Source organism: uncultured Varibaculum sp., assembly GCF_902489465.1.
Classification (GTDB): domain Bacteria; phylum Actinomycetota; class Actinomycetes; order Actinomycetales; family Actinomycetaceae; genus Varibaculum.
The window spans coordinates 23,319-37,420 of the sequence record NZ_CABTZZ010000005.1; the positions used below are offsets into that span (position 1 = coordinate 23,319).

Below are 14,102 nucleotides of genomic sequence, written 5' to 3' on the forward strand. Positions count from 1 at the left end.
CAATGGAAGCGCCTTGGAAAGACCAACTAACTTTACTAGATTTGCAAGAGCTGGACACTAAGATTGCCAGGTTACGCTTTCGGCTCAAGAAAATGCCCCAATTAGCGCAGCTAGCGGAGCTGAGCGAAAAAGACCGTAAGTTGGACGACAAACAAACCCAACTGGCAGCTCATAAAACCGATAAACAGCGGGAAATAACTAACCTGGAAAATGACCTGGCAGGCATCCAAAATCGCCTGCAAACTCAACAGGAACGCTTAGATACGGGTGCGGGAACTCCTAAAGAGCTGGTGAGCTTGCAAGAAGAAATCCAGCAGATGCAGCAGCGAATCGGTGATCTAGAGGATCAAATGCTCGCGGTAATGGGCAAGCTGGAGCAGCTAGAGGATATCGAACAGCAGATCGCCCGGCGTAAACAAGAATATGCCCAAGAGATTTCACGATTAAAAGATGAAGTTGGAGCAGAAAACTCGCAAATCACTGCCCAGTTGCAGCAGCTAGAAAGTGAGCGGGAACAAAAGGCAGATCCCCTAGACACCCAGCTGCTATCTCTTTACGAGCAGGTACGCGGGCAAACCGGGGGAGTAGGAGCAGTGAAAGTAGTTGACGGAAGACCAGTTGGATATGATCTGGCTTTTTCGGTAGCGGAGATCGCGCACTTGCGGGCAGCGAAACCAGAAGAAGTTATTACCTCCGAGGACGAAGGCTATCTGCTAATCCGCTGCCCGCAATAGTCACTATTTAGTTATACAACTGGGGTTTTAAACGATGCCTTGCTCCATCATGCCGTGAGCCACCTTCAAGAAGCTATTGATATTAGCGCCCATTACATAGTCACCGGCATGACCATATTCTTCGGCGGTTTGTGCGCATTCGTCGTGAATGTTGTGCATGATCTTGGTGAGTTCTTTTTCCACCTTCTCAAAGTCCCAAGAGGCGCGGGAAGCGTTTTGGCTCATTTCTAAGGCCGAAGTGGCGACCCCGCCCGCATTTGCCGCTTTACCGGGGGCAAATAGAACCCCGGAATCTTGGAACAAACTGGTGGCGTTAGGGGTGCAAGGCATGTTTGCGCCCTCAGCCACTACTTTTACTCCGCCATCAAGTAAACGCTTCGCATCCTGCGAAGTAAGCTCGTTTTGGGTTGCGCAGGGGAGCGCAACGGTTCCCCCAACTGCCCAAGGTTTAGATCCGGAGTGATAGGTAACCCCCGGTTTACGTTTGGCATACTCGGTTAGCCGCGCCCGTTCTACCTCTTTGACCTGTTTTAGTAACTGGACATCAATCCCGTCTTCGTCTAGCACCCAGCCAGAAGAATCGGAAACAGTCACGACTTTCGCACCTAGTTGTTTCGCTTTTTCTGCCGCATAGATCGCTACATTTCCGGCGCCAGAAATCAGGACTCTTTGGCCTTCCAGATCCAGTCCTCGAGTCTGCAGCATTCTCTGAGCAAATAGCACTGTCCCGTAACCGGTGGCTTCCGTCCGTGCTTGGGATCCTCCCCAAGAAAGAGACTTACCGGTTAACACCCCGGTTTCGAAACGGTTGGTTAGTCGCTTATACATACCGAATAAGTAGCCAATTTCACGACCCCCAACCCCGATATCACCGGCGGGGATATCGGTATATTCCCCAATGTGTCGATAAAGCTCAGTCATAAACTGTTGGCAAAAGCGCATTACCTCGGTGTCGGAGCGTCCGTGAGGATCAAAATCTGATCCGCCTTTGCCGCCACCAATGCCCTGGCCGGTCAGGGCATTTTTGAAGATTTGTTCGAAACCTAAGAATTTCAAAATAGAACGGTTCACCGACCGGTGGAAGCGCAGGCCTCCTTTATAGGGGCCGAGTGCGGAGTTGAACTCGATGCGATACCCCCGATTAACCTGTACTTCGCCATTATCGTCCACCCAGGGAACCCGGAAAAGAATCTGGCGTTCCGGCTCTACCAGTCGGTCAAGAAGTTTAGTTTCAGCGAACTCGGGATGCTTTTCTACTGCGGGGCCAATGGATTCTAGAATCTCCCGTACTGCCTGGTGAAATTCGGGTTCATTAGGATTACGATCGAGAACCTCATCGTAAACCTTTTCCACAACACTGCTCATCAAGCGCCTCCTTAAACTATTTGCTGAGCTTCGTTGGCTGCTTTAGCTCAACGCCTGCTACTCCTTAAGATTTTCATTCTTAGCCGAAAAGATACCACTGCTATCCACATTTTGACTAAAGCATTAACTTTTTTGCCTTTCTCACAATTGATGGCGGTGAAAATGGGACTTAGGGCATAAGTTTTTTGAATTCAGCTGCCGCTCTCTGCTAGCTGAACCTGAGCAAGGGGCAATAAAAACCTTCTCCAAGGCAGGTATTCTAAGGACATGGCTGATCCTGCGTCTTACCGGCCGGCTCCGGCAGATATACCCCCCAGTCCCGGGGTTTATCGTTTTCTGGATAAAAATGGGCGGGTTATCTACGTGGGTAAAGCCGTTAACCTGCGTAACCGCCTGGCGAACTATTTTCAACCCCTAGAGTCGCTACACCCGCGCACCCGAAAAATGGTAACCACTGGAGCAGCTGTAAAATGGGTTACGGTCGGGAACGAGCTAGAGGCATTATCCCTAGAGTATTCCTGGATAAAAGAGTTTGCGCCGCGTTTCAACGTAATGTACCGCGATGACAAATCCTATCCTTATCTGGCAATAAACCTGGGTGAAGAGTATCCCCGAATCCACATTACGCGGGAGCGACGCCGAGCCAACTCGCGTTATTTTGGTCCCTACACCCAGGTGTGGGCGATTCGGGAAACTATGGATTTACTGCGTAAAGTTTTCCCGCTGCGCTCGTGTACCAAGGGAGTTTTTAATCGCTCTCAGGCGCTGGGACGTCCCTGTCTGGAAGGCTATATTGATAAATGCTCTGCCCCCTGTGTAGGCAGGATTTCCCCTGAAGAATACCGCAAGTTAGCCGAGCAGGTAAGCGCTTTCCTAGATGGCAAAACTGAGCCTTTTACTTCACGTTTGCGCTACGAAATGGAACAGGCAGCTTCGCGGTTGGATTTCGAACAGGCGGCGAAACTCCGCGACCAGCTGCGCGCCCTCGAAAAAGTTAGGGAAAAGAATACGGTAGTGCTGGATGAGGGGGTGGACGCGGACGTTTACGCCTTCGCCAAAGATGATCTAGAGATGATAGTGCAAGTATTCTACGTACGTGCTGGCCGGATCCGCGGCGAGCGCGGATGGGTAGTGGACACCCCGGAAGATAGAGATCTGCCAGAAATGCTCGAGAGTTTCTTAGAACAGACTTACGGGGAATATCGGCAGTTAAAAAAGGCGCTAGCCCCCGCTAAAAGTGTAGATGACGTGGAGCATACTCCTACCCAAGCAATCCCGGCCGAGGTTTTGATGCCGGTATTGCCCGCGAATGCAGCCACCGTGAGCGCCTGGCTAAGTGACATTCGCGGGAAAAAAGTCGAAATTAGGGTACCGAAGCGAGGACCGAAACGCTCCCTAATGGAAACTGTGGCGGAAAATGCTGCGCAAGCTTTGCGGCTGCACAAAACTAAACGGGTAGGAGATTTAACGCAACGTTCCGAAGCCTTACGCCAATTGCAAGAATATTTAGAGTTAGCGGATGCTCCTTTGCGGATTGAAGGCTACGATATTTCCCATACTCAAGGTACACACCAAGTGGGTTCGATGGTGGTATTCGAAGATGGTGCTCCCCTAAAACGTGCCTATCGCAGCTTTAATATCCAAAGCACCCCTGACGATTCTGCCGATGATACCAAAGCTATGAACGAAGTCCTCACCCGGCGTTTTACCAGGCTACGCCAGGAAGAAGCGGAAGCACAAAAGCAGTTAGTAAGTACCGAAAGCTCTGGGGAACTCAACCTGCGCCGTTTTTCTTATCCCCCGGACTTAATTGTGGTAGACGGGGGAGCGCCTCAGGTGAATGCGGCACAAAAAGCCCTGGAAACAGTGGGCGCCAATGTGAGTGTAATTGGATTAGCTAAGCGTCTAGAAGAAGTGTGGATACCGGGATCAGAGTTTCCAGTTATCTTGCCTCGCACATCCCCAGCGCTTTATCTCTTGCAATACTTGCGAGATGAGTCCCATCGTTTTGCGATTACTGCACATCGGAAAAAACGCGGCAAAACTATGCATAAATCGGTGTTAGACAAGGTTCCGGGGTTAGGGCCAGTACGGCAGAAGGCCTTGTTAAAGCACTTTGGTTCCTTAAAACGGCTGCGGGAAGCCGAAGAGAGTGAAATCGCGCAAGTTGAGGGTATTGGCCAGGTAATGGCACGGCAGATTTTTCAATCTCTTGCCGATAGCCGGTAAGTTAGCGCGCTTCGTTGCATACTTGGAACATGGATGAAGCTCACCAACGATACGAATCCTCCCCACCCACCGTGCCCGAGGGAGTACCTATTCTTGACGAAACCGCGCCCCCTCGCGATGCCAATGTTCCCGAGATGATCATTATTACCGGAATGTCGGGGGCGGGACGTTCGCGAGCGGGACAGGCATTAGAAGACCTGGACTGGTATGTAGTCGATAATCTCCCGCCCGCCATGTTGCTGCCCTTCGCGGATATGATGACTCCAGAAGGGGAAGGTATTCACCGTCTGGCGGCGATTGTAGATGTGCGCAGTGGGGAACTGTTTTCTAAACTGCAGCGTGCTTTGGATGAACTCTCGCGGCGCAATATCCGTTATCAGCTCGTTTTCTTGGATGCAGACGAGCGAGTCTTAGTGCGTCGCTATGAATCTAATCGGCGTCCCCATCCGTTGCAAGGAGGAGGCCGGATACTTGACGGAATTCGCTCCGAACGGCGGATCCTGGCTCCAATTCGTGCCCGTGCCGATGCCCTAATCGACACCACTAATATGAATGTGCATGACCTGAATCGGCATATGCGAGATGTGGTAGCTGGTGAGGGGGATCGCCCGATGAAACTCACCGTGATGTCCTTTGGGTTTAAAAATGGGATCCCCTTAGATGCTGATTGGGTATGTGACGTGCGCTTTTTAGCTAATCCCTACTGGGTTAGCGAACTGCGGCATTTAACCGGCCGGGACACACCGGTAGCGAAATATGTGCTGGATCAGCCGGGAGCCGAGGAATTTGTGCAAAACATGGTTAATATGTTGAGCCCGATTTTTGACGGCTATCTAACGGAACTTAAACCCTTCGTTACTATCGCGGTGGGTTGTACCGGAGGACAGCATCGATCAGTAGCACTGGCGGAAAAAATGAGCGAGCTATTCCGCGTGCAGGGTTTGCCGGTACGTACTGTTCATCGAGATCTGGGGCTGGAATGAGGACGTTATTAGATTCAAATGGCTGGATGACCCGCGGGTGGACAGGACCCAATATTGTCGCACTCGGTGGGGGGCATGGCTTGTCTGCAACTTTGCGAGCGCTGCGACATATTACCCGGCAGCTAACTGCGGTAGTCACGGTAGCTGATGACGGAGGCTCTTCGGGGCGTTTACGCAAAGAACTGGGGGTACTGCCTCCCGGGGATCTGCGGATGGCACTGGCAGCGTTATGTGATGACACCGATTGGGGACTGACCTGGCGAGATGCCATGCAACACCGCTTTAGTTCCGATGGTCCGCTTGATAACCATGCCCTAGGTAATCTCCTGATTGTCACCATGTGGGATCTATTAGGGGACGTAGTCGAAGGCCTTGATTGGGTGGCGAGGTTGCTCAACTGCGAAGGTAAAGTGTTACCGATGTGTGCCGAGCCGATGGAGATTGCAGCAGATTTGGTACTAGGGGGAGAAAAACGTACGGTACACGGTCAGGCAAAAGCCGCTAAAGCCCCGGGGAGAGTAGTCGACGTGCGGCTGAGTCCGGCTCATCCGCGGGTATGTCCGCAGACTATCCAGGCGATCCAAGATGCCGAGGGAATCGTTCTCGGGCCGGGATCTTGGTACACTTCGGTGATTCCCCATTTGTTGGTTCCTGAATTGGCTGAGGCTTTGCAACAGTCATCAGCGGGGAAAGTAATGGTGATGAATCTGCAGCCCCATACGGACGAAACCGAGGATTTAACCGTTTCGGGACATATTGAGGCTTTTCGCCATTTTGCCCCCGATACCCATATTGACGTGGTAATCGTGGATCCTACTGCTATTGAAGATGATGATGATCTAGAAAGCGCTGCCGAATCTATCGGGGCGAAGCTGATCATGCGTCAGGTAAGAGCAGGTTCGGCCTCGGAACAGCATGACCCTTTGCGTCTGGCGGCAGCGCTGCGGGATGCTTTCGAAGGTTACCTCTCGGAAGTAGGATTTTCCGAGCTCTAGCTAGAATGAAGCCTAGGAAGAAACTCAATATTTATATATAGGGCGGAAAGGGAAAACCAGATGTCTTTGACCTCAGATATTAAAAATGAACTAGCGGAGAAGACCTTAGCTAGGCAGTCTGAGGCTAAGGCGCAAACTGCCAGTATCTTGCGCTTTGCCGGGGGAATCCATCTGATTAACCGCAATATCGTGGTGGAAGCCGATGTCGACAATGTAGCGGTAATGAAATATTTGGTTGATAGTCTGCAAAATCTTTTTGACGCTTATCCCGATGTGGTAAAAGTTGAGGCCAAGGGAATTCGTGCCGATGATCGCTATGTGGTGCGGGTTGTAGAAAATGCTGGGACTCTAGCCCGTTTGACCGGTTTGCTTGATCGAGCCGGCCGTCCGGTGCGGGGGTTGTCTCCGCGGCTAGTTTCTGGTGATTTGGGAGTGTCTGAGGCCACCTGGAGTGGCGCTTTTATGGCTCGCGGATCTTTATCTCAGCCAGGGCGTTCGGGCTCCTTAGAAATTACTTGCCCCGGACCGGAGGCTGCGTTAGCACTGGTGGGGGCGGCGCGTCGCCTCGGGGTGAGTGCAAAGTCTCGCCAGGTTCGCGGCTTAGATCGGGTGGTAGTTCGCGATGGGGAGCAAATCTCAAAACTGTTAACGGCTATCGGGGCAGTTAAAGCCCAGGCAGTTTGGGAGAAGAATCGAGAGACTAATCAAGTACGGGGTTCAGTTAATCGCTTAGCGAATTTTGATGATGCTAATTTGCGACGCAGTGCCCGGGCAGCGGTAGCGGCGGCTGCCCGCGTCAGGCGAGCCTTCGAGATCTTAGGTGATGACATTCCCGAACACCTGTTACAAGCAGGTCAACTGCGATTACAATACAAGGAAGCATCTTTGGAGGAACTGGGGCATAAGGCCGATCCGGCGCTAACGAAAGATGCGGTTGCGGGCAGGATCCGGCGGCTGCTAGCGATGGCAGATAAAGTCGCCCATGAGCGGGGTATTCCTTCCACTCAAGAAGCTGTTGACCGCCAGGATAGCCAGTAGCTCAAGCTTCCTAGCATTCGGGAATTCTCTCATAGTAAAGTCTTGGTAAATAACGACTATTGGCCTAAGCGTAAAGCCGCTATGTTGTGTAAACTAACAACTAAGAGGACGACTCAAGATGGTCGTCCCCAAGATTGGGGTCACTAGTTTCACTAGGTGGCTGCGGATCTTGACCGAATAAATAGACTCCGCTGGTAAACCAGCAGTTCAGGAGGATAATAGTGACTATCCGTGTTGGAATCAACGGCTTTGGCCGTATCGGCCGTAACTTCTTCCGGGCCATTCGGGCTCAGGGTGCCGATATCGAGGTTGTGGCAGTAAACGATCTCACCGACAATAAAACTCTTTCTCACCTGCTAAAATATGATTCGATTCTCGGGCGCCTTGATGCTGAGGTCAGCTACGATGAAAAATCTATTACTGTAGGCGACCACAAAATCGTAACTTTCGAAGAGCGCGATCCTGCTAACCTGCCCTGGAGCGAAGTAGGTGCAGATATCGTTATCGAGTCCACCGGCTTTTTCACTGACGCCACCAAGGCAAAGGCTCACCTGGATGGGGGAGCTAAGAAAGTTATTATTTCCGCTCCCGGCAAGAACGTGGATGCTACTTTCGTAATGGGCGTAAACCACACCGATTACGATCCGGAAAAGCACACCATTATTTCCAATGCTTCCTGCACCACCAACTGCCTAGCTCCGATGGCAAAGGTACTAAACGACAACTTTGGTATTGAACGTGGTTTGATGACTACGATTCACGCCTACACCGGGGATCAGCGTCTGCACGATGCTCCGCACAAGGATCTGCGTCGCGCCCGCGCTGCTGCGCTGAACATTGTGCCTACCACAACTGGTGCTGCCAAGGCAGTTTCTCTGGTCTTGCCGGAACTGAAGGGCAAGCTGGACGGCTACGCTCTGCGCGTACCGGTACCTACCGGCTCGGTTACTGACCTCACCTTCACCCCCTCCAAGCCCTGCACCGCCGAAGAAATCAATGCGGCGATGAAGGAAGCGGCTGAGGGCGAGCTCAAGGGAGTTCTGGCATACTCCAATGACGAGCCGCTAGTTTCCACCGATATTATGACCGATCCGCACACCTCGATCTTCGATTCCGCTCTTACCAAGGTAATCGATGGTCAGGTGAAAGTGGTTTCCTGGTACGACAACGAGTGGGGCTACTCCAACTCCTTGGTCAATCTGACCAAACTCGTAGGGGAAAAGCTCTAAACTAATGCGACGTGATGCATAAGCTGTGCCCGCCTGCCTGTTACAGGCAGGCGGGCACAGTCTTATCACAAGTTTTACGCCCACCGGGGGCAGGAAGGTTAACTAAATAATGGCTCTGAGAGATATTGAGTCCTTAGGAGATTTAACAGGGCGTAAAGTCCTGGTGCGCTCCGACTTTAACGTGCCGTTAAAGGACGGCAAAATCACAGATGACGGCCGAATTCGCGCCGCATTGCCCACCCTTAAAGCTCTAGTGGATGCCAAAGCCAAAGTAGTGGTGATGGCGCACCTCGGCCGCCCGAAAGGACAGGTAAATCCCGAGTTTTCCCTAGCGCCGGTGGCAAAACGGCTCGGAGAACTACTGGGACAAGACGTAATCTTGGCGAAGGATACGGTCGGTGAAGACGCCAAAGAACAGGCCGCTTCCTTAGCAGATGGACAGGTCTTACTGCTAGAGAATGTTCGTTTTGACGGACGCGAAAACTCCAAGGATGATGCTGAGCGCGAAGCATTGGCGAAAGAATATGCGCAGCTGGCTGACCTCTTCGTTTCCGATGGTTTCGGGGTGGTACACCGCAAGCAGGCTTCCGTTTACGACATTGCAAAGTTGTTGCCCTCTGCGGCAGGATTCTTAGTAGTTAAGGAAATTGAATCCTTGCGCCGGGCAACCGATAACCCCGAACGTCCCTACGGAGTAATTCTGGGAGGCTCCAAAGTCTCCGACAAATTGGGCGTCATCGAGAACCTATTAGAAAAAGCCGACTTCCTGGCTATTGGGGGCGGCATGGCCTACACCTTCTTAGCGGCTAAAGGCTACGAGGTAGGCACTTCTTTGCTGGAAACTGAGCAGATCGAAACCGTTAAAGGCTATATGGAAAAAGCTGAAGAACGCGGGGTAGACCTGCTGCTGCCAGTTGATACGCTAGTCGCACCGGAATTTTCGGCTGACGCCCCGGCAACCTTGGTCGACTGCGACCAGATCCCCAGTGGTCAAATGGGGCTAGATATTGGACCCAAGACTGCCGAACTGTTCGGCGCGAAGATCAAAGCCGCCAAAACTGTGGCTTGGAACGGCCCTATGGGGGTATTTGAATTTGCTGCCTTTAGTGAAGGTACTAAGGCGGTAGCCCAAGCTCTGGCTGACTCCGAATGCTTTAGCGTAATCGGTGGGGGAGACTCCGCAGCCGCTGTTCGTACCCTGGGATTTGACGAAAACAAGTTCAGCCATATTTCCACCGGTGGCGGAGCTTCTTTGGAACTACTAGAAGGTAAGACCCTTCCGGGTATTGCCGTATTGGAGGATTAATAACATGACTCGCACCCCATTGCTAGCTGGCAACTGGAAAATGAATATGAACCACCTCGAGGCAACTCGGCTGGTTCAAGAACTAGCGCTGGACTTGCAGGATCACAATTTCGACTACCACAATGATGTCGTAGTGATTCCTCCGTTCACTGATATTCGCTCAGTACAAACTGTTGTCGAATCTGACAACCTAAAAATTACCTATGGAGCCCAGGATGTTTCTGTGCATGAATCCGGTGCTTACACTGGGGAAATCGCAGCTTCTATGCTCACCAAGCTGGGATGCTCCTGGGTGGTAGTTGGCCACTCGGAACGACGCGAATACCACAACGAGAGCGATGAACTGGTAGGTCAAAAAGCTGAGGTAGCTTTAGAAGCTGGTATGACCCCCATTATTTGCTGCGGTGAAGGCCTAGAGGTACGTAAAGCCGGTCAGCATGTAACCCATGTAGTTAAGCAGATCGAAGGCGCCTATAAAGGTATTTCTGCAGATGATGCGGTTAATACCGTGGTTGCTTATGAACCGATCTGGGCGATTGGTACCGGTGAAACCGCCACTCCTGAGGACGCGGAAGAAGTCTGCGGAGCTATCCGGGAAAAACTAGCGGAACTGTATTCGGAAGACGTGGCACAGTCCATCCGAGTTCTCTATGGTGGTTCGGTCAAATCCGCCAACGTAGCTGAAATTATGGCGAAGCCGAATGTGGACGGTGCCCTGGTGGGGGGAGCCTCCTTAAAGGCCGAAGAGTTCTCGAAGATTGCTCGATTCGATGACTAAGTAGGAAGCTACTGAAATTTTCCGTCACTTGGCGGTGAAGTTCCTAACGATTGGCGGCGGGTCAACCTAGACTCGCCGCCAATACGCTATAGTGAAGAGCAGTTCATAGTTTTTTTGGGAGAAGAAAATAGTGGAAACCGTAATCGAGATTATCGCGCAAGTAGTGTTGGTTCTGTCCAGCCTATTCCTGATTCTCACTATTTTGATGCATAAAGGTTCCGGGGGTGGGCTGTCCGATATGTTCGGTGGCGGTCTTACCTCTAGCGCTGGCTCATCGGGAGTAGCTATGCGTAACCTCAACCGTATTACCGTGATAACCGCTATTATCTGGCTTATCAGTGTGGTTGTCCTCGGCCTGTTGCCCAGGATTTTTTCCTAGTTTCATTATTAATAAAATAATCGCTTAAGACCCTAAAGAAAGCTTTCCCCATGAGCAAAGACGCGAAAAATCGTCCCGCACATCGGCGCGAAAGTAAGTCTTCTTGGAAAATTGTACTCACGGTTTTAGGGGTCGTATCGCTGGTCACCGTGCTTATCGGGGGAGCACTCATGGGATACTCCATGTACGAGGCGGGAAAGGTTAACCAGCCAAAAGTAACTCAAACTACCAAAGCTGTGGTTAAAACTGAAAAGCCGGCCACTTCAACCCCGCCTGCGCCAAAAGAAGTGCAAATAACTTTGGCGGCAACCGGGGACGTACTGGCACATCGCCCGGTAGTACAAAACAGTTGGAAGCACGGCAATGGAAGCCACTACACCCCGGCAATAGAGAAGCTCCGTCCCTGGATAGCGGGAGCCGATATTGCGCTTTGTCATCAAGAAATCCCTTTCGGTAAATCTGACAAAGACTCGGAGGGATATCCGGTGTTCAAAGCGCCATTAGGATGGGCACAAGATAGCAAGGCTATTGGCTACGATGGTTGCTCGACCGCCTCAAACCACACCTTAGATCAAGGACGAGATGGGGTGGTGCACACTATCCAGGCGTTGCGGACTGCGGGACTGGGAGTAACTGGATCAGCAGAGAGTTCCGAAGCTCCGCGCTATCAAATGTATGAAATCACCAAAGAGGGACGGTCTTTTAAACTCGCTCATATCTCGACTGCCTATGGCTTAAACCAGGGAGAAATCCCGCAATACAAACAGAATCCTTGGTTAGTAAATCTCACTACGGATGGCCAAATTATTGTGGACATTGCCCGGCAAGCGCGCAGTGCGGGTGCTGACTTTGTAGTTGCCTCGGTACATTCGGGAGTGGAATACCAATCCGCCCCTTCTGCTGAGCAAGACCGCATTGCCACTACCTTAGCTGAATCTGGGCAAGTCGACCTCTACTTGGGTCACCACGTGCACGTTCCCCAACCGATTCGGAAGATTCCGGGCGGAGTCGACGGTAAAGGACTGTGGGTTTACTACGGAGTCGGTAACTTGCTTTCGGGAATGAATCCCCGCCAGGGAATCGGTACCCAAGCTGGTCAAATTGCCTTCCCCACCATTACCTTGCCGTCTACCGGTAAGCCTTATGTTTCTGCGGCAGGTTGGATCCCGCTGATTATGGATCGCTCTACTTTACAGGTGGTTCCGGGATACCTTTTTGAAACTGCCGAGGGCGCTGGAACCAACTTACCTAAAACCACAGCCACTCGATATCTGGCTAATCTGCGCCAGGTTACCGAGGACCAGGCGACAGAGTTAAAAGCTCCGCCTAGTACTGCTTCTACTGCTCAGATCAAACCGCTAAACAGTTAGGCTTTTTGGCCTTATTTGAGGGCACTGGTTATTCCGGTGTGAAGCCAAGAATTTGCCATTTAGGTACGCTAGCTCACATCCTAGGGGTGATCATTTCCTGAATATCGCGGATTGCCCTAAGATTATCAGCGTTGCAATTTATCCGAACCGGGGAGATTTGCCGCATATAGGCAGAACCCCGCATACGAGCCACGGGAGCGTATTTGTGAAAACAGACGTGGAAAAGCTGGAAGAAACCAGGGCGAAACTAACCGTTCAGGTACCTTACGAAGATCTCAAACCGGAAATCGATAAGGTCTACAAGCAGCTAGGGAAGCAGGTTTCTATTCCTGGCTTCCGCCCTGGACACGTCCCGAATCAGATTATTGACCAGCGGATTGGGCGTGGCTACGTACTAGAACAGGCCATTAACGAGCGATTGGGTGACTTTTATGGGCGCGCCCTCGGACAAGCAGAACTTACCCCTCTGGGACAGCCGGAAGTAGACATTGTAGAAACTCCGGCAGTAGAAGGTAAACCTGGCGGGGATCTAAAGTTCACTGCGGAAGTTGATATTGTTCCCGAGTTCGAATTGCCCTCCCTAGAGGGGGTTTCTTTAGAAGTAGCCAAACTCGAAGTTAGCGACGAGGACGTAGAAAAGGAACTCGATCAGCTGCGTGACCGCTTTGCCTCGCTAAAGACTGTTGAACGTCCTGCCCAAGATGGCGACTTTACCTCTATTGACATGGTCGCCAAGATCGGGGACGAAGAAATTGACTCCGTATCTGGAGTTTCATACCAGATTGGCTCCGCCTCCATGCTAGAAGGCATGGATGAGGCTTTAACCGGGATGAACGCGGGAGATGCTGCCGAGTTCAAGTCCACCCTAAAGGGAGGAGACCACGAGGGCGAAGAAGCTGACGTGACTTTAACTCTCCATAAGGTTAAGGAACGCGAATTACCGGAAGCTGACGACGATTTCGCCCAGATGGCTTCAGAATTCGACACGATTGGAGAGCTCCGCAGCGACCTACGTGGCAATGTGGAGAAGATGCGGCGCCAGCAGCAGGCTCTGGAGGCTCGTGAGAAGCTGCAGGACTACTTGGTAGAAAATACTGATTTCCCGCTGCCGCAAGCCTTTATTGACGCAGAAGTTGATCGCTTGGCTCAGGGAAATGAAGATGCCGATCGTGAGGAGATCACCGAGTCGGTGACCAAGCAAGCCAAACAACAGATCGTGGGAGATCGGATCGCGAATGACCGCGACGTGGAGATCGATCCGAACGAACTGTATCAGTCAATTTTCGAGATTGCTCAAATGTATGGAGTTGATCCTATGCAGATGTTGCAGGATCAAAACCAGGTGGCCGCAATGGGGCAGGATTTGCGACGTAACCGGGCTCTGGTGGCTACTTTGCGGGAAGTGACTGTCAAAGACGAGGACGGCACCGAGATTGACCTTTCAGAGTTCACTAAGGATCCGGCTGAGGCGCGTGCAGAGCAGGCGGCGAAAGCTGCCGCCGAGGCCGCCGCAGCTGGCGAAGATGAAGCTGAGGGTGAGGCTGAAGAGAACTAGCTTCGTATAGCAGCAAGTTAACCTGTTATATCTGGTGGGGGCAGAAAGCGGAAGCTTTCTGCCCCCAGTAGTATTTATCACCATTACGCATCTGCAGGCTGGTAATAAACCCTGGTCATAAGTCCTTAATATTGAACCTAG

The 14,102-nt window shown here is 51.7% G+C and carries 12 protein-coding genes; 11 read left to right on the forward strand and 1 reads right to left on the reverse strand.

Annotation, left to right across the window (positions count from 1 at the left end; translation table 11 throughout):
* Window positions 1-2: 2 nt before the first annotated feature.
* The gene (locus tag RDM26_RS01680) at window positions 3-734 is read left to right on the forward strand and encodes a hypothetical protein (protein ID WP_307737332.1); all 732 of its coding nucleotides are present in this window, start codon (window positions 3-5) and stop codon (window positions 732-734) included.
* Between the two features lie 27 nt (window positions 735-761).
* On the opposite strand, the gene gdhA is transcribed toward RDM26_RS01680, so the two are convergent.
* Window positions 762-2,099, reverse strand: coding sequence for an NADP-specific glutamate dehydrogenase (gdhA, locus tag RDM26_RS01685; RefSeq protein WP_307737333.1), 1,338 nt, complete (start codon window positions 2,097-2,099; stop codon window positions 762-764).
* Between the two features lie 267 nt (window positions 2,100-2,366).
* Here gdhA and uvrC point away from each other — a divergent pair, with 267 nt between their 5' ends.
* From uvrC to tig, 10 genes are all read left to right on the forward strand, one after another.
* Entirely contained in the window at window positions 2,367-4,328 is a 1,962-nt protein-coding gene (gene uvrC, locus RDM26_RS01690; RefSeq protein WP_307737334.1) for an excinuclease ABC subunit UvrC, read from the forward strand.
* Window positions 4,329-4,357: 29 nt separating this feature from the next.
* Entirely contained in the window at window positions 4,358-5,311 is a 954-nt protein-coding gene (gene rapZ / locus RDM26_RS01695; protein ID WP_307737376.1) for an RNase adapter RapZ, read from the forward strand.
* On the forward strand, window positions 5,308-6,306 hold the full coding sequence (gene yvcK, locus RDM26_RS01700; protein WP_307737335.1) for a uridine diphosphate-N-acetylglucosamine-binding protein YvcK: 999 nt from the start codon (window positions 5,308-5,310) through the stop codon (window positions 6,304-6,306). The genes rapZ and yvcK overlap by 4 nt, the downstream gene beginning before the upstream one ends.
* Before the next feature lie 60 nt (window positions 6,307-6,366).
* Window positions 6,367-7,344: a DNA-binding protein WhiA gene (gene whiA / locus RDM26_RS01705; RefSeq protein WP_307737336.1), complete on the forward strand. Its 978-nt coding sequence runs from the start codon at window positions 6,367-6,369 to the stop codon at window positions 7,342-7,344.
* A 221-nt stretch (window positions 7,345-7,565) separates the two neighbouring features.
* Window positions 7,566-8,573, forward strand: coding sequence for a type I glyceraldehyde-3-phosphate dehydrogenase (gene gap, locus RDM26_RS01710; protein ID WP_307737337.1), 1,008 nt, complete (start codon window positions 7,566-7,568; stop codon window positions 8,571-8,573).
* A gap of 115 nt (window positions 8,574-8,688) precedes the next feature.
* Entirely contained in the window at window positions 8,689-9,879 is a 1,191-nt protein-coding gene (gene pgk, locus RDM26_RS01715; protein ID WP_307737377.1) for a phosphoglycerate kinase, read from the forward strand.
* A gap of 4 nt (window positions 9,880-9,883) precedes the next feature.
* Entirely contained in the window at window positions 9,884-10,657 is a 774-nt protein-coding gene (gene tpiA / locus RDM26_RS01720) for a triose-phosphate isomerase (RefSeq protein WP_307737338.1), read from the forward strand.
* Between the two features lie 130 nt (window positions 10,658-10,787).
* The gene (secG, locus tag RDM26_RS01725; protein ID WP_307737339.1) at window positions 10,788-11,036 is read left to right on the forward strand and encodes a preprotein translocase subunit SecG; all 249 of its coding nucleotides are present in this window, start codon (window positions 10,788-10,790) and stop codon (window positions 11,034-11,036) included.
* A gap of 50 nt (window positions 11,037-11,086) precedes the next feature.
* Window positions 11,087-12,406: a CapA family protein gene (locus RDM26_RS01730; protein ID WP_307737340.1), complete on the forward strand. Its 1,320-nt coding sequence runs from the start codon at window positions 11,087-11,089 to the stop codon at window positions 12,404-12,406.
* Window positions 12,407-12,611: 205 nt separating this feature from the next.
* Window positions 12,612-13,961, forward strand: coding sequence for a trigger factor (tig, locus tag RDM26_RS01735; protein ID WP_307737341.1), 1,350 nt, complete (start codon window positions 12,612-12,614; stop codon window positions 13,959-13,961).
* The last annotated feature ends 141 nt before the right edge of the window (window positions 13,962-14,102 follow it).